Annotated in this window: 20 protein-coding genes and 3 pseudogenes; 14 read left to right on the top strand and 9 right to left on the bottom strand. The window is 70.9% G+C overall.

The features are described 5' to 3' along the window. The first annotated feature begins 290 nt into the window (after positions 1-290). The 6 genes from ACQHII_RS44905 to ACQHII_RS44880 all read left to right on the top strand — a co-directional run bounded on the left by ACQHII_RS44905 (position 291) and on the right by ACQHII_RS44880 (position 8,023). A complete protein-coding gene (locus ACQHII_RS44905; protein WP_427924686.1) occupies positions 291-1,688 on the top strand; it encodes an ABC transporter substrate-binding protein in 1,398 nt (465 codons plus the stop codon). Between the two features lie 70 nt (positions 1,689-1,758). Beyond that, on the top strand, positions 1,759-2,676 hold the full coding sequence (locus ACQHII_RS44900) for a carbohydrate ABC transporter permease (protein WP_427924685.1): 918 nt from the start codon (positions 1,759-1,761) through the stop codon (positions 2,674-2,676). After that, on the top strand, positions 2,673-3,599 hold the full coding sequence (locus ACQHII_RS44895; RefSeq protein WP_427924684.1) for a carbohydrate ABC transporter permease: 927 nt from the start codon (positions 2,673-2,675) through the stop codon (positions 3,597-3,599). Before ACQHII_RS44900 ends, ACQHII_RS44895 begins: the two co-directional genes overlap by 4 nt. 50 nt (positions 3,600-3,649) lie before the next feature. Further along, a complete protein-coding gene (locus ACQHII_RS44890) occupies positions 3,650-5,827 on the top strand; it encodes a beta-galactosidase (protein WP_427924683.1) in 2,178 nt (725 codons plus the stop codon). Positions 5,828-5,850: 23 nt separating this feature from the next. Beyond that, entirely contained in the window at positions 5,851-7,656 is a 1,806-nt protein-coding gene (locus ACQHII_RS44885; protein WP_427924682.1) for an RICIN domain-containing protein, read from the top strand. A 55-nt stretch (positions 7,657-7,711) separates the two neighbouring features. Next, positions 7,712-8,023 carry a hypothetical protein gene (locus ACQHII_RS44880; RefSeq protein ID WP_427925570.1) on the top strand — a complete coding sequence of 104 codons (312 nt, stop codon included), beginning with the start codon at positions 7,712-7,714 and terminating at the stop codon, positions 8,021-8,023. Here the strand turns inward: ACQHII_RS44880 and ACQHII_RS44875 are convergent. Both ACQHII_RS44875 and ACQHII_RS44870 read right to left on the bottom strand, forming a co-directional pair. Next, positions 7,974-8,342, bottom strand: a complete 369-nt coding sequence (locus ACQHII_RS44875; protein ID WP_427924681.1) for a signal peptidase I — start codon at positions 8,340-8,342, stop codon at positions 7,974-7,976. The genes ACQHII_RS44880 and ACQHII_RS44875 overlap by 50 nt on opposite strands. Positions 8,343-8,356: 14 nt before the next feature. Beyond that, a complete protein-coding gene (locus ACQHII_RS44870) occupies positions 8,357-9,076 on the bottom strand; it encodes a DUF6461 domain-containing protein (RefSeq protein ID WP_427924680.1) in 720 nt (239 codons plus the stop codon). A 217-nt stretch (positions 9,077-9,293) separates the two neighbouring features. On the opposite strand from ACQHII_RS44870, the gene ACQHII_RS44865 reads away from it, so the two are divergent. Further along, positions 9,294-10,484 (top strand): serine/threonine-protein kinase, encoded by a 1,191-nt coding sequence (locus tag ACQHII_RS44865; RefSeq protein ID WP_427924679.1) that lies wholly within the window; start codon positions 9,294-9,296, stop codon positions 10,482-10,484. A 22-nt stretch (positions 10,485-10,506) separates the two neighbouring features. Here ACQHII_RS44865 and ACQHII_RS44860 read toward each other — a convergent pair whose 3' ends face one another. Then, positions 10,507-11,139, bottom strand: a complete 633-nt coding sequence (locus tag ACQHII_RS44860) for a hypothetical protein (protein WP_427924678.1) — start codon at positions 11,137-11,139, stop codon at positions 10,507-10,509. Between the two features lie 61 nt (positions 11,140-11,200). Next, complete coding sequence (locus ACQHII_RS44855) at positions 11,201-12,160, bottom strand: LysR family transcriptional regulator (RefSeq protein ID WP_427924677.1); 960 nt, start codon at positions 12,158-12,160, stop codon at positions 11,201-11,203. Positions 12,161-12,232: 72 nt separating this feature from the next. On the opposite strand from ACQHII_RS44855, the pseudogene ACQHII_RS44850 reads away from it, so the two are divergent. The 3 genes and pseudogenes from ACQHII_RS44850 to ACQHII_RS44840 form a co-directional block, all read left to right on the top strand. Continuing rightward, positions 12,233-12,592 (top strand): annotated as a pseudogene (locus tag ACQHII_RS44850) (RidA family protein); the annotation flags it as partial. Then, positions 12,590-13,021, top strand: coding sequence for an antibiotic biosynthesis monooxygenase family protein (locus ACQHII_RS44845; RefSeq protein WP_427925545.1), 432 nt, complete (start codon positions 12,590-12,592; stop codon positions 13,019-13,021). The pseudogene ACQHII_RS44850 and the gene ACQHII_RS44845, both read left to right, overlap by 3 nt. 46 nt (positions 13,022-13,067) lie before the next feature. After that, a complete protein-coding gene (locus ACQHII_RS44840) occupies positions 13,068-13,673 on the top strand; it encodes a dihydrofolate reductase family protein (RefSeq protein ID WP_427924676.1) in 606 nt (201 codons plus the stop codon). Between the two features lie 33 nt (positions 13,674-13,706). Here the strand turns inward: ACQHII_RS44840 and ACQHII_RS44835 are convergent, their stop codons facing one another. The 3 genes and pseudogenes from ACQHII_RS44835 to ACQHII_RS44825 form a co-directional block, all read right to left on the bottom strand. After that, positions 13,707-14,816, bottom strand: coding sequence for a sugar ABC transporter substrate-binding protein (locus tag ACQHII_RS44835; RefSeq protein ID WP_427925544.1), 1,110 nt, complete (start codon positions 14,814-14,816; stop codon positions 13,707-13,709). Between the two features lie 171 nt (positions 14,817-14,987). After that, positions 14,988-15,110: pseudogene (locus ACQHII_RS44830) on the bottom strand (ATP-binding protein); the annotation flags it as partial. A gap of 174 nt (positions 15,111-15,284) precedes the next feature. Continuing rightward, positions 15,285-15,476 (bottom strand): hypothetical protein, encoded by a 192-nt coding sequence (locus ACQHII_RS44825; protein ID WP_427924675.1) that lies wholly within the window; start codon positions 15,474-15,476, stop codon positions 15,285-15,287. A gap of 35 nt (positions 15,477-15,511) precedes the next feature. On the opposite strand from ACQHII_RS44825, the pseudogene ACQHII_RS44820 reads away from it, so the two are divergent. Next, a pseudogene (locus ACQHII_RS44820) lies at positions 15,512-15,892 on the top strand (MarR family winged helix-turn-helix transcriptional regulator); the annotation flags it as partial. On the opposite strand, the gene ACQHII_RS44815 reads toward ACQHII_RS44820, so the two are convergent. Further along, entirely contained in the window at positions 15,865-17,049 is a 1,185-nt protein-coding gene (locus tag ACQHII_RS44815; RefSeq protein WP_427924674.1) for a cytochrome P450, read from the bottom strand. The pseudogene ACQHII_RS44820 and the gene ACQHII_RS44815 overlap by 28 nt on opposite strands. A gap of 579 nt (positions 17,050-17,628) precedes the next feature. Here ACQHII_RS44815 and ACQHII_RS44810 point away from each other — a divergent pair. From ACQHII_RS44810 to ACQHII_RS44800, 3 genes are all read left to right on the top strand, one after another. Beyond that, the gene (locus tag ACQHII_RS44810; RefSeq protein ID WP_427924673.1) at positions 17,629-18,585 is read left to right on the top strand and encodes an N-acetylmuramoyl-L-alanine amidase; all 957 of its coding nucleotides are present in this window, start codon (positions 17,629-17,631) and stop codon (positions 18,583-18,585) included. A 242-nt stretch (positions 18,586-18,827) separates the two neighbouring features. Beyond that, positions 18,828-21,371, top strand: a complete 2,544-nt coding sequence (locus tag ACQHII_RS44805; RefSeq protein WP_427924672.1) for a SpoIIE family protein phosphatase — start codon at positions 18,828-18,830, stop codon at positions 21,369-21,371. A gap of 76 nt (positions 21,372-21,447) precedes the next feature. Next, positions 21,448-24,174, top strand: a complete 2,727-nt coding sequence (locus ACQHII_RS44800; protein ID WP_427924671.1) for a SpoIIE family protein phosphatase — start codon at positions 21,448-21,450, stop codon at positions 24,172-24,174. Positions 24,175-24,177: 3 nt separating this feature from the next. Here ACQHII_RS44800 and ACQHII_RS44795 read toward each other — a convergent pair whose 3' ends face one another. Further along, positions 24,178-24,567: a hypothetical protein gene (locus ACQHII_RS44795; RefSeq protein WP_427924670.1), complete on the bottom strand. Its 390-nt coding sequence runs from the start codon at positions 24,565-24,567 to the stop codon at positions 24,178-24,180. Between the last annotated feature and the right edge of the window lie 37 nt (positions 24,568-24,604).

Below are 24,604 nucleotides of genomic sequence, written 5' to 3'. Positions count from 1 at the left end.
CCGGTCACGCCCCGTCCCTCCGAACGCCCTTGCCAGGCAAGGCCGTTCCTGAAGCCGGCAGACGGCGAGCCGCCTCGCCCCCACCGTCTCCGTCGCCGGTTCACCACCCTCTTCCTCGGCCACGACCGCCCTCTCCGCATCCGGAGATGTCGTCGGCCCGGTCCACGAGGACGCGTGCCCGACCCCGTCGGCGTCCGCTCCTCGGCCGGCGCGTCCGCGCCCTCCTCCATCACGCCTCCGCACGCCCTTGCCAGGCGTGCCGTCACCTTCGCCACCGGCGGGAGTCCACCATGCCCAGAAACACCTCTTCGTCCACGCCCGGCCCCTTCCCGATGAGCCGTCGGGGCTTCCTCGCCACGACCGGGGCCCTGTCGCTCGGCGTCACCCTCACCGCCTGCGGCGGCAGCGGCTCCGGCGGCTCGACCGCCTCCAGCAAGCCGGTCAGCCAGGCCGACATCGACAAGGCCATGAAGACGCCGACCGAGCTGACGTTCTGGACCTGGGTCCCGAACATCGACAAGGAGGTCGCGCTCTTCGAGAAGAAGTACCCGGCCGTCAAGATCAAGGTCGTCAACGCCGGTCAGGGCACCCCGCAGTACACCAAGCTGCGCACCGCGCTCAAGGCGAACAGCGGCGCCCCGGACATGGTGCAGATCGAATACCAGGCCATCCCGACCTTCACCATCACCGACAGCCTCCTGGACCTGCGCCCCTACGGCGCCTCGGCCCTCAAGTCGACGTTCGTGGACTGGACTTGGGGCCAGGTCACCGGCAGCGGCGGCCAGATCTGGGCGATCCCGCAGGACACCGGCCCGATGGGCATGCTGTACCGCAAGGACATCTTCGACAAGCACGGCATCGAAGTCCCCACCACCTGGGACGAGTTCGCCGCCGCTGCCCGCAAGTTGCACAAGGCCGACCCGGACGTCTACCTCACCAACCTCGCCGCCAACCAAGTCGCCGCCTGGCATGGCCTGTTGTGGCAGGCGGGCGCCAAGCCCTACGCGCTGTCCGGCAAGAGCGACATCACCATCGGTGTGGACGACGCCGTCTCGCAGAAGCTCGGCGCGTACTGGGGCGGCCTGGCCAAGGAGGGAGTCATCGGCGTGGAGCCGGACTTCACCGACTCCTGGTACGCGGCCCTCAACAAGGGCAAGTACGCGACCTGGCTGACCGCCGCCTGGGGCCCGGTCTTCCTCTCGGGCTCCGCCAAGGCCACCGCCGGCAAGTGGCGCGCGGCCCCGCTCCCGCAGTGGGACGCGAGCAAGCCCAGCTCCGGCAACTGGGGCGGCTCGACCACCGCGGTCATCCGCTCCACCAAGAACCCCATCCAGGCGGCGGTGTTCGCGCAGTTCCTCAACACCGACCCGGCCAGCGCCAAGATGTTCGCCACCGAGCAGTTCTTCTTCCCGGCCACCAAGGCCCTGCTCACGGAGGCCGACTTCGTGTCGGACGCGCCGGCCTTCTACGGCGGCCAGAAGGTCAACCAGGTCTTCGCCGACGTCAGCTCCACGGTCAACTCCTCCTTCCAGTGGCCCCCGTTCCTCGACCAGGCGGCGACCGACTGGACGGAGACCGTCGGCAAGTCCCTCGCGGACAAGACGAACACCGTGCGCGCGCTGGGCAGTTGGCAGTCGCGGCTGACCACGTACGCCAAGACCCAGGGCTTCACGGTCCACTCGGCCTGACGGCATACCGGGTCCCGCGCGGCGGCGCGGGACCCGGTCCCCGGCACACCCCACCCCTCAGAAAGGCCCGATGATGACTGCCCCAACCGCGGCCTCCCCCAAGGGCCGGCGCGGCGGCGCGCGCCGCCGCCGGTCGGCAGGGCCACTGTTCGTCGCACCCTTCATGGCGCTGTTCCTGCTGCTCTTCCTCGCCCCGCTCGGCTACGCCGCCTACCTCAGCCTTTTCCAGGAACGCCTCATCGGCGGAACGGCGTTCGTCGGTCTCGACAACTACGTCCGGGCCCTGGGCGACCCCCAGCTCATCCACGGTGTCGTACGCGTCGCCCTGTTCTTCGTGATCCAGGTCCCGCTGATGCTGCTGCTGGCGCTGCTGTTCGCGCTCGCGCTCGACAGCGGACTGCTGCGGTTCGCCAAGGTGATCCGGCTCGGCATCTTCGTCCCGTACGCCGTGCCGAGCGTGGTCGCCGCCCTGATGTGGGGCTATCTGTACGGACCGGACTTCGGCCCGTTCGCCCAGCTGAGCCACCATCTTCACCTGCCCGCCCCGGCCTTCCTCAGCGACGGCTGGATGCTCGGGAGCCTGTCGAACATCGTGACCTGGGAGTTCGTCGGCTACAACATGATCATCCTGTACGCCGCGCTGCGCACCATCCCCGAGGAGCTGTACGAGGCCGCCGCGATGGACGGCGCGGGTGCCTGGCGTATCGCCTGGTCCATCAAACTGCCCGCCCTGCGGCCCGCGTTGATGCTCACCCTGCTGTTCTCGGTGATCGGCAGCTTCCAGCTCTTCAACGAACCGAAGCTGTTGATGAGCATCGCCCCGGACGTGATCAGCAGTTCCTACACCGCCAACCTCTACGCCTACACGCTCGCGTTCACCGGACAGCAGGTCAACTACGCGGCCACGGTGTCCTTCCTCCTCGGCCTCGTCATCGTGATCGTCTCCTACGCCGTCCTGCTCACCGCCAACCGCAGGAGGACATCATGACGACCACCCTTCCCACGGCCCAACTCGCTCCGCCCGCGAAGCGGGCCCCGGCCACCTCGGGCAAGCGGCGCAGGAAGCGCCACAGCACCCCGCTGACGATCGCCATGCTGGCCGTCCTGGCGTACTTCCTGCTGCCGCTGCTGTGGCTGCTGGTCGCCTCGACCAAGAGCACGCAGGACCTCTTCAACACCTTCGGCCTGTGGTTCTCGCACGCCCCGCAGCTGCTGACGAACGTCAGGGCCACCTTCACCCAGGACGACGGCGTCTTCGTGCACTGGCTGCTCAACACGGTCATGTACGCGGGTGTCAGCTCGGTCGGCGCCGCACTGCTCGCGGCGGCCGGCGGGTACGGGTTCGCCAAGTTCCGCTTCCGCGGGGACCGGGTGGCGTTCAACCTCGTCGTGGGCGCCGTGATGGTCCCGGCCACCGCGCTGGCGATCCCGACCTATCTCCTGTTCGCCAAGGCGGGCCTGGTGAACACCCCTTGGGCCGTCATCCTGCCGTCCCTGGTCAACCCGTTCGGCCTCTACCTGATGCGGGTGTACGCCGAGGACGCCGTGCCCGACAGCATCCTGGAGGCCGCCCGGATCGACGGCGCCGGCGAGGCGCGGATCTTCTTCCGCATCGTCCTGCGGCTGCTCGGCCCCGGACTGGTGACCGTCCTGCTGTTCACGCTGGTGGCGACCTGGAACAACTACTTCCTGCCGCTGATCATGCTCAACGACCCGAATCTGTATCCCATCACCGTCGGCCTCTCCTCCTGGGCGGCGCAGGCCCAGAACGGCGGGGCGGGCTCCAGCAGCGACATGCTCGCGCTGGTGGTGACCGGCTCCCTGATCTCGATCGTCCCGCTCGTCGTGGCGTTCCTGATGCTCCAGCGGTACTGGCAGAGCGGCCTGGCGTCCGGCGGCGTCAAGCAGTAGCGCGTCCGCGTCCCTCGTACCACTTCCCGTTTCCCCGGAGGTTTCCCCCCATGGCGGCTCTGCCTGCCCGTGTCCTGTTCGGTGCCGCGTACTACCACGAGTACACGCCCGCCTACGGCTCCACCACCCGGCCCGACGAACAGCTCAAGACCGACCTGGACCTGATGGCCGAGGCGCACTTCACCGTGATCCGGGTCGGCGAGTCCGTCTGGTCGACCTGGGAACCGGAGAACGGCCGGTTCGAACTCGACTGGCTGCAACCGGTGTTGGACGGCGCCCACGAGCGGGGCATCTCCGTCGTCCTCGGCACCCCGACCTACGCCGCCCCCCAGTGGCTGGTCCGCCTTTACCCCGAGATCACCGCCGAGTACGCCACCGGGCAGCGGCTCGGCTGGGGCGCCCGCCAGGAGATCGACTTCACCCACCCCGCGTTCCGCTTCCACGCGGAGCGGCTCATCCGCAGGATGGCGGCCCGGTACGCCGACCACCCGGCGGTCATCGGCTGGCAGGTGGACAACGAGCCGGGCCTGCACCTCCTCCACAACAACGGTGTCTTCCAGCGCTTCGTGGACCATCTGCGGGAGAAGTACGGGGACGTCGAGACCCTCAACCGCGAGTGGGGACTGGTCTATTGGTCCCACCGCCTGTCCACCTGGGCCGACCTGTGGACCCCGGACGGCAACGAACAGCCCCAATACGACGTCGCCTGGCGGGAGTTCCAGGCGCGCCAGGTCACCGAGTTCATCGGCTGGCAGGCCGACCTGGTCCGCGAGTACGCGCAGCCCGGCCAGTTCGTCACCACCTGCATCTCGTACACCCGCCAGGGAGTCGAGGACGACGAGCTGTCGGACCGCCTCGACATCGCGTCCGGCAACCCGTACTACGACATGCAGGACGGCCTCCTCCTTCCCGACCCCACCCCCGACGGCCACGAGCAGCAGTGGAAGACCACCGGGGTCTGGTCGATGTACCAGACCGCCGACTGGATGTTCTCCTCGCGCCAGGAGCCGTTCCTCGTCACCGAGACCAACGCCCAGAGCATCGGCTTCGCATGGGACAACCGGCCCGGCTACGACGGCCAGTGGCGCCAGGCCGCCTGGGCGCATGTCGCGCGCGGGGCGCGGATGATCGAGTACTGGCAGTGGCAGACCCTGCGCTTCGGCGCGGAGACCTACTGGGGCGGAGTCCTTCCGCACAGCGGCCAGCCGGGCCGTACGTATGCCGAAATCGCCCGGCTGGGCTCGGAGTTCAGCGCCGCGGGCGCACTCGTCGCCGGTCTCGAACCGGACGCGGACATCACGATGGTCTACTCGATGCCGAGCAAGTGGCTGATGCAGAAGTACCCGCCGCTCGCGAACGCCGAGGGCGGGCCGGACGCCGCCGCCTACCACCGGTTCTTCGACCCCTTCTACCGGGGCGCCTTCGACGCGGGCCGACAGGTGCGCATCGTGCACGCCCGCCAGCTGCACGATCCGCGCGGCGAGCGGGACGGCATGACACCGGAGGAGGCCGTTCGACGCCACCCCGTGCTCGTCGCCCCGGCGCTGTACGTCGTCGACGACTCCACGCTCGACTGGCTGGAGGCGTACGCCCACGCCGGCGGCCACCTGGTCCTCGGCCCGCGCACCGGTTACGCCGACCACGAGGCACGGGCCCGTCACGAGCCGGCTCCCGGGCGGCTCGTCGCGGCGGCGGGCGTGCAGTACGACGAGTTCGGCAACCTCACCCAGGACGTGCCGGTCCGCGCGGTGCCCGGCGGCCCGTTCGAGGTCCCCGCGAACGCCGCCGGCACTCGGTGGATCGAGGGCCTCACGGCCCTGGACGCCGAGGTCCTCGCCGCCTACGAGCACCCGCACTACGGCCGCTGGCCCGCGGTGACCACGCGCGGCCACGGCGCGGGCCGGATCACCTGCGTCGGCACGGCGCCGGACCGCAACCTCGCCCGGGCGCTGGCCGAGTGGCTGTCCCCGGCCGCGACCAGTGGCTGGCAGCACCTTCCCCCGACCGTCACCGCGACCACCGGGACCGCGCCCGACGGCCGCCGTGTCCACATCGTCCACAACTGGAGCTGGGCGCCCACGAGCGTCCCCGCCCCGGCGGACCTCACCGACACCCTGACCGGCGACGCGGTCGTCGCCGACTCGGCCCTGGACCTCGGTGCCTGGGACGTACGCGTCCTCGTCGCCGCCCACACCGGGCCGACCCCCGGAACAGCCACCCGATCGTGATCCGACTCCCCTGAGGAGGGGCCATGCAGAGAAGACGGCTTGGACGAGCCCTGGGAACCTTTGCTGCTACATCCGCGATCCTTGCCATACCCATGGTCAGTGCGCAGGCGTACAACCCGACGGGCGGCACTCTCTACCAGCTCGGCAGCGAGGCGTGTCTGAAGGGGCGGGGCAACTGCGCGATCTATCCGAAGTCGGCGGAGCTGCCGAGCGGCCGGCTCGTCGCGTCCTTCGAGAAGTCGACGGTCGTGACGGCGTCGGGCAGCGCCGACGGACAGACCCTCCCGGTCTACAAGAGCGACGACCACGGCACGACCTGGCAGGCGCTGTCGGAGGTCAAGGCTCCGGCGTACCTGTCCAGCGACCCCCAGTACGCGAAGTACACGAGCAACTGGACCAACCCTTACCTCTACACGCTCCCCCAGGACGTCGGGAACCTGAAGCAGGGCACCCTCCTCCTCGCCAGTGTGGTGTCGGGCGACGACTACTACTACCAGGAGCACAAGGCGGCCGACGCGAGCTGGACGCCGACGAACGACGGCGACCGCAAGGACGTGGCGATCGCGCTGTACTCCAGCACCGACGACGGCGCGACCTGGAAGGTCGTCAACGTCATCGCGACCGGCGGCTGGCAGGGCGGCAGCGCGGGCGCAATCGGCCAGAACATCGCGGCGGCGAACACCGGCAACCAGGTGGACCCCGTCTGGGAGCCGTACCTGATGGTCTACAAGGGGCAGCTGGTCTGCTACTACTCCGACGAGAACGACTACACCGGCTTCAACGCGAGCACCGGCGTCGCCACCCCGGACCCCGCCAACGACAGCGCGACCGACTCGCACGGCCAGATCCTCGCGCACCGGACCTGGGACGGCACGAGCGCGTCGTGGAGCTCCACCGTCGTCGACATCGCCGGGCTGAACCAGGACATGGGCGGCGGCAAGACGGAGATCGGCGGCGGCCGGCCCGGCATGGCGAACGTCGTCCGCACGGCGGACGGCAAGTGGATGCTGACCTTCGAGTACTGGGGCGGAGGTGCCAACACCCGATATGTCGTCGCCGACAACCCGCTGCAGTTCTTCCTCGGCTCCGCCACCGGTACGGCCGTCACCTCACTGCCGGTCGACACCGGCTCGCACGCCCTCGCGACGGGCGGCAGCCCGGTCCTCATCAGGGAGCCCGGCGGACGCCTGGTCTACAACTCGGCGAGCAGCGGCAACGTCTGGGTCAACGACACCGGGCGCAGCGACGGCACCTGGAAGGAGTACCAGACCACCTCGGCGGCCGGCTACAGCCGCAACCTCCAGTACGTCACGAGCACCGGCCGTGTCGTGATCCTCAACAACCAGGGCACCTCCACCCTCAAGTTTGCCGAGGTCGACCTCGGCCACTCCGACGGCGCCTACTACCAGTTGGTGAACCGCAAGACCGACCAGGTGATCGGGACCGGCAACAAGACCAACGACGCGAACATCGGCAACGCGGACGTCCCCGACGTCCGGCTGGAGGCCCCGGGCTCGGCGGCCAACGCCGACACCCAGTACTGGCACACGACGACCGAGCCGAACGGCGGCGTGAGCCTGTTGAACAAGGCGGGCGGCCGGGCGGCGGCCATCTGGACCGGCAGCGCCACGGCCGGCCAGAAGATCGGCCAGTGGGTCGACAACAGCAACACCGGCAGCTGGAACCTCGTCAGGACCAGTGACGGTTTCTACAAGCTCCAGTCCGTCAAGAACACCAGCCTGTACCTGACCGGAGCGACCGCCGGAGCGCAGCTGACCCTGCAGACCGCGCTCACCGACGGCTCGCAGGACTGGGAACTCGTCCAGTAGCCCCCTCTTGAGACGGGGCACACGGAATCACCGATCAGCAGAAGGACGGCCGGTTGTGAACACATCGCACGTGGACCCCTTCAACGGGCCCGTCCCCTGCACCCCCGACCAGTGTGCGAAGGACTACGAGTACAACACCGGCAAGGTCATCGTCGACCTCCTGGACAGCGCCGACCGCAGAGCCGCCGAAATCGCGGCCGCCCTCGTCGCCAACCACGGCCCCTTCATCTGGAGCCCCCCACCGCCACGCCCCCTACGGCAATCCGGCCCCCGAGCCCGCCGCCTGACGGGTACCGGATACCGGCCGTCCCTCTTCGCTATTCCCGTGCCACCGCATAACCGGACACGGACGGCCACCGAACCGTGACCAACACGGATTCCTCTTCCGCGAACCAGGAATGGTCGACTCCGGGACCCCACACGACGTAATCCCCCTGTTTCTCCAGAAGAACGCTGCGCTCCGGGAATTCCACCCGGAACCGGCCGCCGACGAGAACCAGGAGAGCGGTCCGCTCGTCACCCCTCACCCATTCCAGCCGTTCGTCACCCTGCGGATGGATTCCCCACTTGACCTCTACGGCTGCGGTGTGACGAGGGTCGTCGGCGTCCTTGAAATGCCCGAGGAGCCATCCGCTGTCCAGTGGTGCGTCCTTGCCGGCATTTCCCACATATATATTTCCGCTCATAAACGCAGACCTTATCAGCCATCATTTTCGATATGCGCATAGGTCCGCACGCCGTACGCATCCGTGATGTCGACAGTGATACTCGTCCACTCCTCGGCGGGCTCCTCGGGTACTTCGGCCGTCCGGTATTCGGCCAGTGCCAGCAGTTCCGCGGTCACCCGGACTCCGGTGAGGCGCTCGGCCAGTGCGAACACCGCGGCTTTGCGATCGACACGGGACGCGTCCTCGTCCGTGAGGCCCAGGCCCACCTCGCAGATCAGGTCGTTGAGCTCGTCCGGGGTGCTGCCGCTCCTGACCGGGGGCCATTCGAACTCGGTGCGCAACTCCCCGTTCTCGTACCAGTGGAAGAAGTGCATCGGCTTCCCGCCATTGCTCGAATGGGAGACGGCACGGGTGCCGGCCGAAAGGGTTTCCATGAAACCGGGCGGCCACCAATCCCCACCGAGGGCCAGGGCGAGGGTCCAGTCGCCTTCCCCACCCGGGACGACACAGGCTCCCGCGAGGACGTAGGGGCCGTTCCCGTCGTCGGGTTCTTCGAGGAGCGCCTGATGTCCTTCGATCAGTTCACCGAGCCCTTCGCACCCGCCCGTCGGCTCGGCTCCCGCCAGAGCGAGCAGTTCCTCGGGACAGACTCCCCGCACCAGAGTCAGGACGTATCCGCTCTCCAGGGCATATCCGAACGGTGATGTCGCCGAACGTATCCAGCCGTAGTCGGCCGCGGTGGCTGTGGTCATGGAGTGCATGCTGCCAGCCGCCACTGACACCCGGACCGGTCCGGCCGGACCGGTCCGGCCGGTCCGGCCGGTCCGGCCGGTCGGGTCGCCGATCCCCGATCGTGGGCGAACACCCTCGACCCGCCAGTAGGGTAGGGAAGCCGCGGCCTCCCCACCAACACCCGTCCCCGCAAAGGGACATGGGCCGCAGCGGTCGAGTCGGTCTCACTGCGTGAGGATGAAACAACAGGTGCTGATAGCGGGCCGGTACCGGCTGCACGTCGCCATCGGACGCGGCGCGATGGGCGAGGTCTGGCAGGCGTACGACGAGGTGGGCGGCAGACCCGTGGCCGTCAAACTCCTGCACGCCCAGAACTCCGAACCCACCGCCGCCGCCCGCTTCCGTCTGGAGGCGCAGACCGCGGGCCGGCTCAGCCATCCCCATGTGGTCGGCGTCCTCGACTTCGGCGAGCAGGAGGGCCGGCTGTTCCTGGTGATGGAACTGGTCCAGGGCGACAGCCTCTCCCATGTGCTCGCCCAGGCGGGACCCTTGCCCGCCGAGCAGGTGGCCCGCATCGCCGCCCACTCCGCCGCCGGGATGGCCGCCGCGCACGAACAGGGCATCGTGCACCGGGACATCAAGCCCGGCAACCTGCTCCTCGACGCCGACGGGTCCGTGAAGATCGCCGACTTCGGGATCGCGCAGTTCATGAACGACCCCGGTGGCGCGCTCACCGCGACCGGCCAGATCGTCGGGACGAGTCTGTACATCGCCCCCGAGCGTGCCCTCGGCCAGCCCGCCGGACCGCCGTCCGACGTCTACTCGCTCGGCTGTGTGCTCTACCAACTCCTTGTCGGACAGCCGCCGTTCCGCGCCGGCAGCGCCATCGCCGTTCTCCATCACCACCTCGACACGGCCCCCGTACCACCGCGGGAGCTGGGCGTCGGACTGCCGCCCGCCTTCGAGAACTATCTGCTCGGGCTCCTCGCCAAGCGGCCCGAGGACCGCCCCACGGCGGGTCAGGCGGCCACCTGGTTCGCCACGGGTGCCTGGAAAGGACTCGCCGAGCCGCTCCCCGCAGCCGCGCCGCAGCCCGAGCCGGTGCCACGTGCGGCCTACCGGGAGTCGCTCGGCCAGCCCAGAGCGAACACGGCTCCCGGCTCCGTGACCACGTACGCCTTCCCGACCTCCGCCGCCGACACCCAGCCGCCGCACCGGACGCGGCGCCGGCCGCGCGAGGGGGTCCGTCCCGCCGCCGGACGCCGGTCGCAGACCTCGCGGGGTTCGCGCACATCGCGGACGGTGGTCACGGTCGCCGCCGTGCTGATCTTTCTCGGGGCGCTGCTGGTCGGCGTGGCGCTGTTCTCCCCCGACCACAGCTCGGCGGACACCCCGGCGACCAACCCGCCCGGCGCCGCCAGCCCCTGACGCGCCGACCGGCCCGTAGGCGTCAGCGCGCGGGCCGGTTGTCCTGTTCGAGCAGTCCCGGCTCCTCGATGCAGTCGAGCAGGAACGGCACCAACCCCCATTCCAGCAGGGCGAGTTCCCACTCCTCCTGTATCCAGCCGCCCTCGGCCGCTCCCTCACCGGACGACTCGTCGTCCGCGCCCGGGCGGTCGTGGGCCGGTGCCTTCCACGACCAGACGAGGTCGCCCACGATCGCCCCGGCGGCCACGGCGCCGACGATCAGTCCGGCCGTCATCACGCCGTCGCCGACGTAGGGCCGCCCGACAAAGGCCCGCAGCGCGAACCCGAGCGCCAGCAACGCGACCGCGACGACGGCCACGAAGGCGAGCGCGGCCATCAGCCAGCCACCGCCCCGCTTCCCGGCCGGGGCCGGTGCGCCGGTGTCCCCGCGGGCGTCCTGCCGGCCGCCGGCCTCCACGTACTCGCGGTACTCGGCGGCGGCAGCCTCGGCGATCGCGGCGCGCTCCCGGAGCGCGCGCGTCCGCAGGCGCTCGCGGTCGAGCTTCCCGCAGGAGCGGCCCAGCGCCTCCCTGACCCGGCCGGAATCCAGCGCCCGGCACAGGAGCCGTTCGAAAGCCGTGCCGGCGTCCGGCCCGGATTGCTCTGGATCCCGCATCGATCTCCCCCGGTGGATGAATGCCCGCGGCAGCGGGAGCCGACCGCGCACGCGTGAGCGGTCAGGGGAGGCGAGTGTAGTGGCTCCGGCTTACGGGACCGTGAGAGGGACGTACGACCAGCGCCGCTGGATCCTGTCCGACGGTCGCCAGCAGGCGTGCGACCAGGGGACTGCGGTCGTTCCTGCGCCAGGCGACGGCCACTCGGCTGCGGGCGGTGCCGGGGTCGATCCGGCGGAACGCGACGCCTTTGAGGCGGATGCGCCGGATGCTCTCCGGGGCCAGGGAGACTCCCAGTCCGGTCTCCACGAGAGCGCAGACAGTTCCCCACTCCACCGCGTGCTGGATGATCCGCGGTGCGAACCCCGCCGCGGTGCACAGGCCGACGATCTGGTCGTACAGGGTCGGGCCGACCTTGCGGGGCAGCAGCACGAAGGGCGAGTCCGCCAACTGCGCGAGCCGGACGGTCCGTTGGGCGGCCAGCGGATGGGTGGACGGCAGTACGGCGACGAACGGCTCGCTGAGCACCGTACGGAAGCCGAGCTCCGTCTCGTCGGTGGGAGGTTCGCGCAGCAGACCGATGTCGATGGTCCTGTCGTGCAGGGCGGCGAGCTGTGGAGCGGTGGTCATCTCGTGGATGTCCAGGTGCACGCCGGGGAACCGGTCGCGGAAGGTGCGCAGCAGGCCGGGCAGGACCGTCAGAGCGAGGGAGGCGGCGAAGCCGATCCGCAGCCGGCCGGCCCGGCCACTGCCGACGGCCCGGGCCGCGGCCAGTCCGTCCGCGAGGTCGGTGAGTGCACGCCGGGCGGCGGGCAGCAGTTCGCGGCCGGCCGGGGTCAGGGCGACATGCCCCGGGGCGCGGGTGAACAGCTCGTGGCCGACCTTGTCCTCCAGGCGGCGAATCTGCTGGCTCAGCGGCGGCTGGGCGATGCCCAGGCGGGCGGCCGCGTGACCGAAGTGGAGTTCCTCCGCGAGCACGACGAAGGCGTGCAGCTGCGGCAGGGGAAGTTCGGGGCGTTCCATACGCGCAGAGATATCAGACCATGCACGTGGCCGTATTAGACGTATCGGTGACGGCCGCTTAGCGTTCGCCGCATGACAGAGCGACGCGCGATCCTCGGCGGCTCGGCCTTCGAGGAGCGGATCGGCTACGCCCGTGCCGTGGTCGACGGCGACCGGGTGCATGTGTCCGGGACGACCGGGTTCGACTACGCCACCATGACGATCTCCGACGACGTGGTGGAGCAGGCCGAGCAGTGCCTCCACAACATCGGGGCCGCGCTCGCCGAGGCGGGGTGCACCTTCGCCGACGTGGTGCGCGTGCGCTACCTGCTGCCCGACCGCGAGGACTTCGAGCCCTGCCGGCCGGTCCTGCGCCGCTGCTTCGGCGACGTCCGGCCCGCCGCGACGATGCTGGTGTGCGGACTCTCCGACCCGCGGATGAAGATCGAGATGGAGGTGGACGCGCGGCGACCCGCCCCGCCTCTCCCGGAAGCGTCCGTCGTGCCCGTCGCGGCCCATGAACCCCCTTACTACGCGGCCGTGTTCACCACGGTGCGCACCCAGGACCAGAGCGACTACGGCGAGACCAGTGCGCGCTTGGAGGAGTCGGTGAAGAACGTCCCCGGGTACCTGGGGATGGACCACGCGCAGACTCCCGGCGGGCTGGGCATCACCGTCAGCTACTTCCGCGATGCCGACGCGCTCAAGGAGTGGCGCACCGACGTCGAGCATCGCGCCGCGCAGAATCGCGGGCGGGCCCAGTGGTACCAGGCGTACACGCTGCATGTGGCGAAGGTGGAACGAAGCCGCGGATTCGTGCGCGCGGACGTCCCGGAGGACCCGGCCGATGCCCAGCGCGCGCCACGGAGGCTCCACCGATGAGTTTTCCGCCGACGTGCGGTCTACCTGTCGACGAAAGGAGCGCACCATGCGCGAGATCATCGTGTGCACGTTTCTGACGCTGGACGGCGTCATGCAGGCGCCGGGCGGTCCGGACGAGGACCCGGAGAGCGGCTTCGAGCACGGCGGCTGGCAGAAACCGGTGGACGACGACGAGGTCGGGGTGGCCATCGCCGGCTGGTACGAGGGCTCGGACGCGATGCTGCTCGGCCGCAAGACTTACGAGATCTTCGCGTCGTACTGGCCGACCGCCGACCCCGCCAACCCGTTCACCGAGCGGATGAACAGCATGCACAAGTACGTGGCGTCCCGGACCCTGACGTCCGTCGAGTGGCAGAACTCCACGCTGCTGGAGGGCGACACCGTCGATGCCGTACGCGAGTTGAAGGCGTCCGACGGGGGCCCGATCAACGTCGTCGGCAGCGGCGACCTCGCCCAGACCCTGATGCGGCACGGCCTCGTCGACGAGTACCGGCTGACCATCCACCCGGTGCTCATCGGCACCGGCAAGCGGCTGTTCGCCGACGGCGCCATTCCCACCGCGCTGGAGCCGGTCAGTGTCTCGACGACGAAGGGCGGCACCGTCGTGGGCGTCTACCGGCCGAACGGCAGGCCCAGTTACGACAGTTACTAGGCGGCGAGAGGTGCCGCGTCGCGCGAACGGTGCTCAGCCTCGGAGGCCGATCGCGGCGCAGGCCGTCGCGTACTTCGGGGTGCAGATCTCCTTGACGGTGTAGACGCCGTCCGCGATCACCGTGTCCTTGATGTTGTCTTTGGTAAGGGAGACGACCGGCACCAGCATCGCGGGGATCTTCTTCTGGGTGGGGCTGTCGACCGTGTCCCGGGTCAGCGCGTCGAACTGGATGTCGCGGCCCTGGACCTTGTAGACCGCCATCTCCGCGGCGCGGGTGGCCTCCTCGATGAACGGCTTGTACGCGGTCATGTACTGCTCGCCGGAGACGATCCGCTGCACCGCGTCCAGGTTGGCGTCCTGGCCGGTCACCGGCGGGATCCTGGTGGCGCCGGCCTCCTTGAGGGCCTGGATGACGGCGCCCGCCAGACCGTCGTTGGCCGCGTAGACGGCGGCGATGTTGTCGAGGCCGAGGGACTTGATCGCCTTCTTCATGTTCGTCTCGGCGACGGCCGGCGACCACTTGGCCGTGTCGTACTCCTCGGCTATCCGGACCCTGTCCTCCAGCTCGCCGAGGGCGCCCTCCTTGAATCGTGCGTAGTTGGTGTCCGCGGGGTCGCCGTTCATCATGACGACCCTGCTGGTCGCCGCCTTGCTGCCGAGCGCTTCGAGGACGGCGCGGCCCTGGACCTCGCCGACGAGTTCGTTGTCGTGCGAGACGTACGCGGCGATCGGGCCCTGGGCGAGCCGGTCGTAGGCGATGACGGGGATGCCGGCGTCCTTGGCCTTCTGGACGTCCGGGGCGATGGCCTTGGCGTCCAGCGCGTCCACCAGGATGACGTCGACCTTCTGCCCGACCATCTGCTGGAACTGCCGGCTCTGCTTGTCCTGGCTCGCCTCGGCGTTGGCGTAGACGACCTTGCCCTTGCCGTGGGTGAGGGTGGCGACCTCCTTCTTGATGACGGGGTGGTCGAAGTCCTCGAAGCGCGCGGTGTCCTTGTCGGGCAGGAGCAGCCCCACCGTGATGTCGTCGCCCTTCTCGGGCGACGCGGAGCTGCCGCTTCCCCCGATGCCGTCGACGGCACCGCACGCGGTGAGCGCGAGAGCCGACGCCGAGGCGGTCAGGACCGCGGCGAGGCGGCGCACGGGGATGTGGCACAGGACAGGAGCGCTCACGTCAGGAGCCTTCCGGGTAAAAGGAGAGCAGCTAGCGGGGTGACTTTCGCGCGCCGAACCCTGCCGTGTCCTTACGGAACCGCTTCCTCCACGACCTCCGACCAGCACCGGTGCACTTCCGCCACGCGGACCGGGCAGTGCTCACGGAGAGAGGGGCTGTGAGGCCCAGATGACCTTGCCGTGCGGGGTGTAGCGGGTGCCCCAGCGGTCGGCGAGCTGGGCCACCAGGAACAGACCGCGCCCGCCCTCGTCGGTGTCGGCGGCTACGTCGCACGCGAAGTCGATGACTCCTTCCAGGTGCCCGTCGAGAGGGTTGCGGATGAGCACGCTCACGCAGGCGTCGCACTGGGTGTGCTCGGTGAAGTGCTCCGCGCCCGGGACACGGGAGGGGCGCCGTTCGACCAGTGCCAGGCCGATGGCGTTGGTGCCGACCGCGTGTTAGGCGAAGCAGAACCCGGGGGCGTCGGAGACGGCGTCGAGACGGCCGGCCAGGGACGCCTCCCCCACACGGCCCAGCAGCTTCCTCCCCCGGCTGTCCGCGAGCGACACCCGGGCCCGCGTGCCGGTGATCCGGGACCGCAACCAGTCGAGCGTCGGCCCGGCCGCGCGGGCCGCCCAGGACGGCCTCACCGGACAGCAGCCTCTCCCGGCCGCTCACCGCTCCCGAGGTCGACATGCTGATCCCCCTGCGCCACGCCACCGAACCGGTGATCGCCCGCCGGCTCTCCGAGTGGCTGGGTCTGTCCCGTGCGGGGGTCAGCAAGTCCCTGGACAAGCTGGAGAAGCGCGGCTTCATCGCCCGTACCCCGAACCCGGCCGACCGGCGGGCCGCGCTGGTGACCATCACCCCGGCCGGAGCCGAGGCCGTGGACGAGCTGTTCCCCCGCCAACTGGCCGCCGAAGTACACCTGTTGGCGGGCCTGGGCGAGGACCGGGGCCGGGTACTGAACGCACTGGAGCGCCTGGTGGAGGTCGTGGAGCGCCAAGTGGGCCGCGACTTAAGGATCTTGGCGAACCGTCAGAGCACGGCGTCCCACCGCGCATGAAGCGTCGGCGGCTTGCGGAAGACCAGCCCGTGCGGGGCCGTCGGGTGGTCCGGGTCGAGGCGCAGGGACGGGAGGCGGTCGAGCATGTGCTGGAGGGCGATACGGGTCTCCAGGCGGGCGAGGTGCGCGGCGAGGCAGTAGTGCGGGCCGTGGGCGAAGGCGAGTTGGAGGCGGGCGTTCTCGCGGCGGACGTCGAAGCGGTCGGGGTCGGGGAAGACCGCCGGGTCGCGGTTGGCGCCGGTGAGGGAGACCGTGACCAGGTCGCCCTCGCGGATCGTGGCCGGGCCGAGGACGGTGTCACGGGTGGCGTAGCGGTCCACGACGGCCGCGCCGGGTTCGAGGCGCAGCGATTCCTCGATCGCGCCGTCGAGCAGGCCCATGTCGGCGCGGACGAGGGCGAGTTGGTCGGGGTGCCGGAGCAGGTGCAGCAGCGCGTTGGTGATCATCGCCTCGGTGGTCTCGATGCCGCCGAACATCAACACGGCGGCGTTGGAGGCGACTTCGGGCACGGTGAGCTGTCCGGCGGCCGAGACGAGGAGTGAGGCCGCGTCCCGGTCGGCGACGGTCGCCTCGACGGCAGCGCGCAGCTCCGCGTAGGCGGCCGTGCCGGCGGCGCCCGCCGCGTGTCCCGCGGTGATGTCCGAGACCGACTGCACGATGGCGTCGTACCAGGAGAGCACGGTGGTCGGGGTGGTGCCGGTCAGTCCGAGTGCGTGGGTCACGACGGCGACCGCCAGCGGGCCGGCGAAGGCGCGGCGCAGTTCGCCGGCGCCGGCCGGTCGCAGCCCGGTGACGAGCCGGTCGGTCTCCCGCTCGATGAACGAGGCGAAGCCGTCCCGTACTTCGCGTGGACGGAAGGGCGCGTTGAAGGGTTCGCGGTGGCGGGTGTGCCGCTCCCCGTCGAGGGAGAGCATGCTCGGGCCGACGACCTGGGCGGTGGAGAAGCGGGGGTCGTCCACCGTGAACGTGGTCGCGTCCCGCATCACGTCGAGCGCGAGATCGCGCCGGGTCACCAGCCAGCCGTCCAACTCGGGCAGCCAGGACACGGGTTCGCTCTCGCGGAGCCGCGCCAGGCGCGGATGCGGGTCGTCGGCGAGTTCGGCGAGCGTGGTCCCGGCGCCGAGCGGGAAGGAGGAGGCGGCGGCGAGCGTACTCATCGCGGTCCATGACGGAGCAGGGGGAAACGGGCCATGATCGAGGCTAACAATCGCGCCGCGGTCGGGGCGAGCGGGGTCGCCGCGCAGGCGCTGCGGGAGCCCGTCACGCGCACAGGGGCCGTGGCGCGCGGACCTGACCGGGCAACTCCGTCCGGCACACCGATCGGGTGCCTGGAACCGACCGGTCGCACCGAGCCGGGCACCGGCGACCGGGACACGGGAGTGCTCGCCGTCCGTCCCCGCTCTCGACCTCGTCGCGCATCCGGCCGCCACGACCCTGATGTCCCGACGCCCCTGAGGGAGTTCGCCCTCGCCGGGGCCGCGTACCCACGTCCCCGCTACCCGACTGAGTACCCGCGCTCATGCCCCGCCCGCCGCGCGGGGCCACCATCGACTCACGACAGCGCGGGCCGCGCTTCCACCGGTCGACGGCAACAGATCGAATCGGCCCCACGCGAGGCCTAGTTTGCGCCATCCTGAACGCCATGAGTCGCGGACCCGGTCACAGAAGCACCTCGGGCCTCAACTCCATTGTCCTGACTGACTATTTGACGCGCCGATCCGAAAGGCACCAGCCCCATGGACACACCACTGTCCGCCGCGAAGACACTCGACGCGCTGAAGGCCGAAGGCCTCACCGTGCATGAACACTCCGGCTGGACCACCCACAACCGCGACTCGGCCACCGGCAAGGCCTTCGGCCCGGTGATCGGTGTGCTGATCCACCACACGGCCGGACATGGGGACAGAGAGCTCTGCTACAACGGCCGCTCGGACCTGCCCGGCCCGCTCTGCCACACCTGGCTCGGCAAGACCGACGGGCTCTGGATGCTCGCCCACGGGCGCGCCAACCACGCCGGAGCCGTCGACCTCGACGTCCTGAACGCGCTGCGCGCCGAGAAGAAGCTCCCGAACGACAACCAGGCCAACGCCGACGGCAACGACTGCCTGTACGGCCTGGAGATCGAGAACCTGGGCAACGGCAAGGATCCCTACCCGGACGCGCAGTACCACCAGGCCGTGCTGTGGGCGGCGGCGCTGTGCCGGGCGCACGGCTGGTCCGAGAAGTCGGTCGCGGGGCACAAGGAGGTCCAGCCGGGCAAGGTCGACCCCAGTTTCGACATGGACGACTTCCGGGCCGACGTGAAGAAGCAGCTCGCGGTCACCAAGACAGCACCGTCCAAGACGACCAAGCCCTCCACACCGTCCAAGACGACCAAGCCCACCGGCACGGCGAGCAAGCCCCGGGTCGACCTCTCCCGGCTGATCGAGGCGGCGCAGGCCGACCCCGCCCGCAAGCAGGGCCACGTCACCTACATGGCGGGCACGAACCTCACGGAGGCCGCCCTGGTCAAGCTCGGCTATCTCGCGAAGACGTACGCGGGCGACGGTTCCTTCGGTTCGACCACCGTCGCCGCCTATGCCAAGTGGCAGCACCACCTCGGCTACACAGGCGCCGAGGCCAACGGCATCCCCGGCAAGATCTCGCTCAGCAGGCTCGGCGACCGCACCGGTCTGTTCAACGTCGTCGCCTGACCCGCGGGACACCCCTCGGCACCCGCACCGAGGGGCCTTCGGCACGAACCGACGGCACCGGACCGTACCCAGCACCCGACACCGACACTTGAGTCACTCTTGATCACTGCATCAGACAGCAGTGGGCCTGCGATACCCCCGCCCCTGCAGCCCATCCCGTCCGCCCAGGTGACCCCGGCCGCGTCCTGGCGCATTCTTGCTGTGTCACCCACCCGGCGCCACAGGGACGAGGTAGAGCCCCGATGACTGGGAGTGCCCAGCGCGAGAAGGGGACGCCCGGACGGCTCGCCGAGCTGCTCATCGACGCCTCGACGGAGGCGATCGACGCGGCCGGCGGCCACTCCGGGGGCGTCTACCTGCGGTCGAGCACGCCCGGACTGCTGCGCCTCGCCGTGCTCGCGGGGCTGCCCGGACCGCTGTTCCGCCCCTGGAACCGGCTGAGCGTCGACAACAAGTTCCCCGTCGCGGACGCCTTCCGGCTCGGCGTCCAGGTGGTCCTGCCGAACGCCGCCGAGTGCATGCGCCGCTACCCCCAGTTCGCCGCGAGTCTGCCCTTCCAGTTCGGCTCGCAGTACGTGCCGGTCATGAGCGGGTCGACGACGTACGGCGTGCTCACCGTGTTGCGGCCGTCCGCCGCGGACACCACCGAGGTGCTGGCCGGCCTGGACCGCATGACACGGCTGGCCGAGGAGCTGGGCGCGGCGCTGCGGGACCTGGAGGACGAGCACAAGGACGAGGAAGGGCCGTGCGTCGTCTGGGACGGCGAGCCGGTGTGTGTCCGGACGGCGGCCACGCACCACCCCGAGGGCCGGATGGCCCGCTTCGTGTGGGACCCGGCGACGGCCGTCGTCACCGGCGACAGCGCCCTGCACACCCTGCTGGGCGTCGAGCCCGGCGAGTCCCCCGACACGGCGCAGGCCATCGCCGACGTCCTGGCCCCGGGCGACACGTACCAGGTCGTGGCGGCGCTGCGGGCGACCGCCGCCGGTAAGCCCCCGCCGCTGCCCCTGCGGGTGCGGGCGGCGGACGGCTCGGTCCGGCTGCTGGACCTGTGGACGCCTGCCACCGGCCCCGTCCCGCCCGGCGGCGGGCACCCGGTCAGCGGTGTCGTCCTGGACCCGGGCCCCGCCCCGGCCGCCGACAGCGCGGCCGATCTGCTGCCGGACGGCGTGTTCTGCCTGGACCGGCTGGGGCTGGTCACCTACGCCAATCCGCGCGCCGCCCAGCTGCTGGGCCGCCCGCGCGAGGAACTGCTCGGGCGTCCGCTGTGGGAGGGCGTGCCGTGGCTGAACCAGATCGGCTGCGAGGACCAGTTGCGCGGCGCGCTGCTGTCGCTGGGGTCGGTGCACTTCCACGTCCGGCGTCCGGAGGGGCAGACGCAGCCGCCGGAGCCGTACGAGGGCGACTGGCTCGCGCTGGCGTTCCATCCGGGCCACGACCAGCTGACCTGTACGGTCGCGCCGTCGACCCGGGTGTCCGGACCGCCGATCCCGCTGGTGCCCGTGCACCCCGAGGGGACCGACGTCCCGGGCAACGGCGTCACCTCGCTCGCGCCGCTGTACCGGCCGATCGTGCTCGCCATCGCGCTGACGGAGGCGGTCACCGCCCGCCAGGTCTCGGCGGTGGTCATGAAGGAGCTGCTGCCCGCGTTCGGCGGCCGACGCCTCGCGATCTACCTGCTCCAGGAGCGCCATCTGTACCTGGCCTGGGAGACCGGCTTCCCGCAGGGCTTCCTCGCCCCCTTCGACGGGGTCGGGCTCGACACCCGGCTGCCGGGCGTCGAGACCCTCACCACCGGACGCCCGCTCTTCTTCGACTCCATGCAGCAGCTCGCGGAGGCCTACCCGGGCATCCCGCTGGACGCGGAGGAGGGCGCCCGCGCGTTCCTGCCGCTGATCGCGTCCGGGCGCCCGGTCGGCTCCGCCATCCTGGGCTTCGACCGGTCCCGCAGCTTCAGCTCCGAGGAGCGCGCGGTGCTGACCGCCCTCGCCGGACTGATCGCCCACGCGATGGAGAAGGCCCAGCGCTACGACTCGGAGGCCGCCCTCGCCCGCGGCCTCCAGCAGGCACTGCTCCCCCGCCGGCTGTCGGTCCACCCGCAGGTGGAGACCGCCGGCCGCTATCTGCCGGGCACCCAGGGCATGGAGGTGGGCGGCGACTGGTACGACGTCGTCGAGTCCGGCGACGGTCTGGCGCTGGTGATCGGCGACGTCCAGGGGCACGGCGTCCAGGCCGCCGCCACCATGGGTCAACTCCGCAGCGCGGTAAGGGCGTTCGCGCTCGGCGACCGGCCACCCGACGAGGTGATGAGCGGCACCAACCATCTGCTCATCGACCTCGACCCCGGCCAGTTCGCGAGCTGCTGCTATCTGCGTCTCGACCCGGCGAGCGGCCTGGTCCAGGTCGCCAGGGCCGGGCATCCTCCGCCGCTGATCCGTACCCCGGACGGCCGTACCCGGGTCTGGGACATTCCCGGGGGCGTCGTCCTCGGGGTGGACCCGCACGCGCAGTACCCCGTGACGGAACTCCAGCTGGAGCCCGACTCCATCCTGGCGCTCTACACCGACGGGCTCGTGGAGCGGCCCGGCGTCGACATCGACGACGGCATCGCCGCCCTGCGGGTCGCGCTCGCGAAGGCGGGCGGTCCCGCCGCACGGACGGGCGGGCGTTCCCTGGCCGGTGTCGCCGACCGGCTCACCACGGCCGCCCGGCACGCGGCCGACCGTCCCGACGACATCGCGCTGCTGCTCGCGGCCCGGCGCGCCAAGCCCGGCAGGCACCCTTGATCCCGGTTCGGGCCCGGCCTGTCACCGGGTGTGACGCCCCTCGCCTCCTGAGGTCGGGCAGTGTAGACATGGGCTCATGGTCCGCCTGACGGGTCGGCCAAGGGCCCGGTCGACCCACCGCCCCGACGGTCTGCGCGCACAGCGCCCGTACGACCGTGCCCGTCGGGCGCGCGAACACCGGCACCGGCGGACCGGTCTGGCCGGCCGCAGTGTCGCCGGGCAGGTGTTCGTGCTCCAGGTGGTGATCGTGCTGCTGCTGGTCGTGTCGGCCGTGGTGGCACAGGTCCTCCAGGTGCGGCACGACAGCACACAGGAGGCCCGCAACCGGTCGGTGGCCGTCGCCGAGACCTTCGCCAACGCGCCGGGCACGGTCGCCGCCCTGAAGAGCGCCGACCCCACGGCGATCCTCCAGCCCAGCGCCGAGGCCGCCCGCAAGACGTCCAAGGTCGACTTCATCGTCGTCATGAACACCGACGGCATCCGCTACACCCACCCCAAACCGGACCGCATCGGCAAGAAGTTCGTCGGGGACATCGCCCCCGCGCTGGCCGGGCACGTCGTCACCGAGGAGATCACCGGCACCATCGGACCGCTGGTGCAGGCCGTGGTGCCGGTCAGGGGCCCCGGCGGCAAGGTCGTGGGCCTGGTGTCGGCCGGGGTGACCAAGGCGAACGTCGGCGGCACCGCGGACCAGCAGCTGCCGCTCCTGCTGATCGCCGCCGGCGCGGCCCTGATCCTCGCCACCGGCGGCACCGCCCTGGTCAGCAGACGCCTCCAGCACCAGACGCACGGTCTGGGCCCGCACGAGATGACCCGGATGTACGAGCACCACGACGCGGTGCTGCACGCCGTGCGCGAGGGCGTGATCATCGTCAGCGGCGAGGGCCGGCTGCTGCTCGCCAACGACGAGGCACGCCAGCTGCTCGACCTCCCCGAGAACGGTGAGGGACGCCTGGTCCTCGACCTCGGACTCGACGCCGAGATGACCGCCCTGCTGGCCTCCGCACGGGTCGCGACGGACGAGGTGCACCGCGTCGGCGGCCGCCTCCTCGCCGTCAACCAGCGCCCCACCGACCTGGAGGGCGGCCCGCCCGGCAGCGTCACCACGCTGCGCGACTCCACCGAACTGCGCGCCCTCTCCGGCCGCGCCGAGGTCGCCCGCGAACGCCTCAACATGCTCTACGACGCCGGAGTGGGCATCGGCACCAGCCTGGACGTCACCCGCACCGCCGAGGAACTCGCCGAACTCGCCGTCCCCCGCTTCGCGGACTTCGTCACGGTCGACCTCTACGACGCCGTCCTCAGCGGCGAGGAACCCCAGCCCGGCACCGAGCTGCGCCGCACGGCGTACAGCGGGGTCCGCGACGACGCGCCGCTCTACCCGGTGGGCAAGCAGATCCAGTTCGTGGAGTCCGCCCCGCAGGCCCGCAGCCTCGACACCGGGGACGCCGTCGTCGAACCCCGGCTCGGCGAGGCCCCCGGCTGGCTCACCCAGGACCCGGAGCGCACCGCGCAGGTCGTGGAGTACGGCATCCACTCGCTGATCACCGTGCCGTTGCGGGCCGGGTCGCTGATCCTCGGGGTGGTCAACTTCTGGCGCTCCGACAAGCCCGAGCCCTTCGACTCGGAGGAGCTGGCCCTCGCCGAGGAACTGGTCGCCCGCGCTGCCGTCTCCATCGACAACTCCCGCCGCTACACCCGCGAGCACGGCATGGCGGTGACCCTCCAGCGCAGCCTGCTGCCCCGCCGACTGCCCGAGCAGACCGCGCTCGACGTCGCCTACCGCTATCTGCCGGCGAAGTCCGGGGTCGGCGGCGACTGGTTCGACGTCCTGCCCCTGTCCGGGGCCCGGGTCGCGCTGGTCGTGGGCGATGTCGTCGGCCACGGCCTGCACGCGGCGGCCACCATGGGCCGGCTGCGCACCGCGGTCCTCAACTTCTCCGCACTGGACCTGCCGCCGGACGAACTCCTCGGCCTGCTGGACGAGTTGGTCGGCCGCATCGACCAGGACGAGACGACCGAGGACAGCGGCGCCCCGGTCACCGGAGCGACCTGCCTCTACGCCATCTACGACCCGGTGTCGCTGCGCTGCACCGTCGCCCGCGCCGGCCATCCGCCCCCGGCGCTGATCCGCCCGGACGGCACCGTCGAGTACCCCGACGTCCCCGCAGGACCCCCGCTCGGCCTCGGCGGACTCCCTTTCGAGACCGCCGAGTTGAAGCTCGACGAGGGCAGCCGGCTGGTCCTCTACACGGACGGACTCGTCGAGGACCGGGAACGCGACATCGACGTCGGCCTGGAGATGCTCCGCACGGCACTCACCCGCGCGGGCGACTCCCCCGAGGACACCTGCCGGGCCGTCCTCGACTCGGAGTTGTCGGTACGCCCGAGCGACGACATCGCCCTGATCGTCGCCCGTACCCGCGCCCTGGGCGCCGACCGGATCGCCGAATGGCAGGTGCCGTCCGACCCCGCCGCCGTCTCCGACATGCGCGGCTCGGTCACCCGCCAGCTGACCCACTGGGGCCTGGACGAGCTCACGTTCACCACCGAACTCATCCTCAGCGAACTGGTCACCAACGCCATCCGCTACGGCAACGACCCCGTCCGCGTCCGCCTGTTGCGCGACCGCACCCTCATCTGCGAGGTCTACGACGGCAGCACCACCTCGCCGCATCTGCGGTACGCGGCGATGACGGACGAGGGCGGCCGGGGCCTGTTCCTGGTGGCCCAGCTGTCGGAGCGCTGGGGCACCCGGTACACCCCGGCGGGCAAGGTCATCTGGGCCGAACAGGCTCTGTGAGCCTCAGACTTCGCCGAGAATCTCCGCCATCGCCTCGGAATCGTCCACGAAGACCGCGATCAGCAGCGGCTCGCCCGCCGCCTCGTACTCCAGGATCCGGGACGAAGGGTTGACGGCCAGCGCCTCACGCCACCAGGACGGCTTGCGTGATCCGGTACAGCGCAGTTCGGCCGGGAGGGCAACCTCGGCTCCGCGCGGAGCGGGCGTCCACGTCAGCCGACCGTCCGCGCCCTTCGAGAGCCGCCCGGGGCGCCAACGGCCTTCCCGCTGGGGCCATTTCAGCATGCACAGCGGTCCACTACCGGTCCGCAGGGCCCGGCGCAGTCCCACCCTCCGCCTGCCCCGGTCGGTGACGAACCCGACCAGCACCAGGACCACTATCGCCATCAACATGCGCACATCCAACCAGGTCGCACGCGGTGCCCGCACC

The organism is Streptomyces sp. cg40 (assembly GCF_050320165.1).
GTDB classification, from domain to species: domain Bacteria; phylum Actinomycetota; class Actinomycetes; order Streptomycetales; family Streptomycetaceae; genus Streptomyces; species Streptomyces hokutonensis.
This window is presented reverse-complemented; position numbering and strand designations above follow the sequence as displayed.

Excerpts from the sequence above, each read along its gene's own strand:
- ACQHII_RS44905 (WP_427924686.1), top strand. The coding sequence starts at position 291 with ATGCCCAGAAACACCTCTTCGTCCACGCCCGGCCCCTTCCCGATGAGC.
- ACQHII_RS44900 (WP_427924685.1), top strand. The coding sequence starts at position 1,759 with ATGATGACTGCCCCAACCGCGGCCTCCCCCAAGGGCCGGCGCGGCGGC.
- ACQHII_RS44895 (WP_427924684.1), top strand. The coding sequence starts at position 2,673 with ATGACGACCACCCTTCCCACGGCCCAACTCGCTCCGCCCGCGAAGCGG.
- ACQHII_RS44890 (WP_427924683.1), top strand. The coding sequence starts at position 3,650 with ATGGCGGCTCTGCCTGCCCGTGTCCTGTTCGGTGCCGCGTACTACCAC.
- ACQHII_RS44885 (WP_427924682.1), top strand. The coding sequence starts at position 5,851 with ATGCAGAGAAGACGGCTTGGACGAGCCCTGGGAACCTTTGCTGCTACA.
- ACQHII_RS44875 (WP_427924681.1), bottom strand. The coding sequence starts at position 8,342 with ATGAGCGGAAATATATATGTGGGAAATGCCGGCAAGGACGCACCACTG.
- ACQHII_RS44870 (WP_427924680.1), bottom strand. The coding sequence starts at position 9,076 with ATGACCACAGCCACCGCGGCCGACTACGGCTGGATACGTTCGGCGACA.
- ACQHII_RS44865 (WP_427924679.1), top strand. The coding sequence starts at position 9,294 with ATGAAACAACAGGTGCTGATAGCGGGCCGGTACCGGCTGCACGTCGCC.
- ACQHII_RS44860 (WP_427924678.1), bottom strand. The coding sequence starts at position 11,139 with ATGCGGGATCCAGAGCAATCCGGGCCGGACGCCGGCACGGCTTTCGAA.
- ACQHII_RS44855 (WP_427924677.1), bottom strand. The coding sequence starts at position 12,160 with ATGGAACGCCCCGAACTTCCCCTGCCGCAGCTGCACGCCTTCGTCGTG.
- ACQHII_RS44845 (WP_427925545.1), top strand. The coding sequence starts at position 12,590 with ATGGAGGTGGACGCGCGGCGACCCGCCCCGCCTCTCCCGGAAGCGTCC.
- ACQHII_RS44840 (WP_427924676.1), top strand. The coding sequence starts at position 13,068 with ATGCGCGAGATCATCGTGTGCACGTTTCTGACGCTGGACGGCGTCATG.
- ACQHII_RS44815 (WP_427924674.1), bottom strand. The coding sequence starts at position 17,049 with ATGAGTACGCTCGCCGCCGCCTCCTCCTTCCCGCTCGGCGCCGGGACC.
- ACQHII_RS44810 (WP_427924673.1), top strand. The coding sequence starts at position 17,629 with ATGGACACACCACTGTCCGCCGCGAAGACACTCGACGCGCTGAAGGCC.
- ACQHII_RS44805 (WP_427924672.1), top strand. The coding sequence starts at position 18,828 with ATGACTGGGAGTGCCCAGCGCGAGAAGGGGACGCCCGGACGGCTCGCC.
- ACQHII_RS44800 (WP_427924671.1), top strand. The coding sequence starts at position 21,448 with ATGGTCCGCCTGACGGGTCGGCCAAGGGCCCGGTCGACCCACCGCCCC.
- ACQHII_RS44795 (WP_427924670.1), bottom strand. The coding sequence starts at position 24,567 with ATGTTGATGGCGATAGTGGTCCTGGTGCTGGTCGGGTTCGTCACCGAC.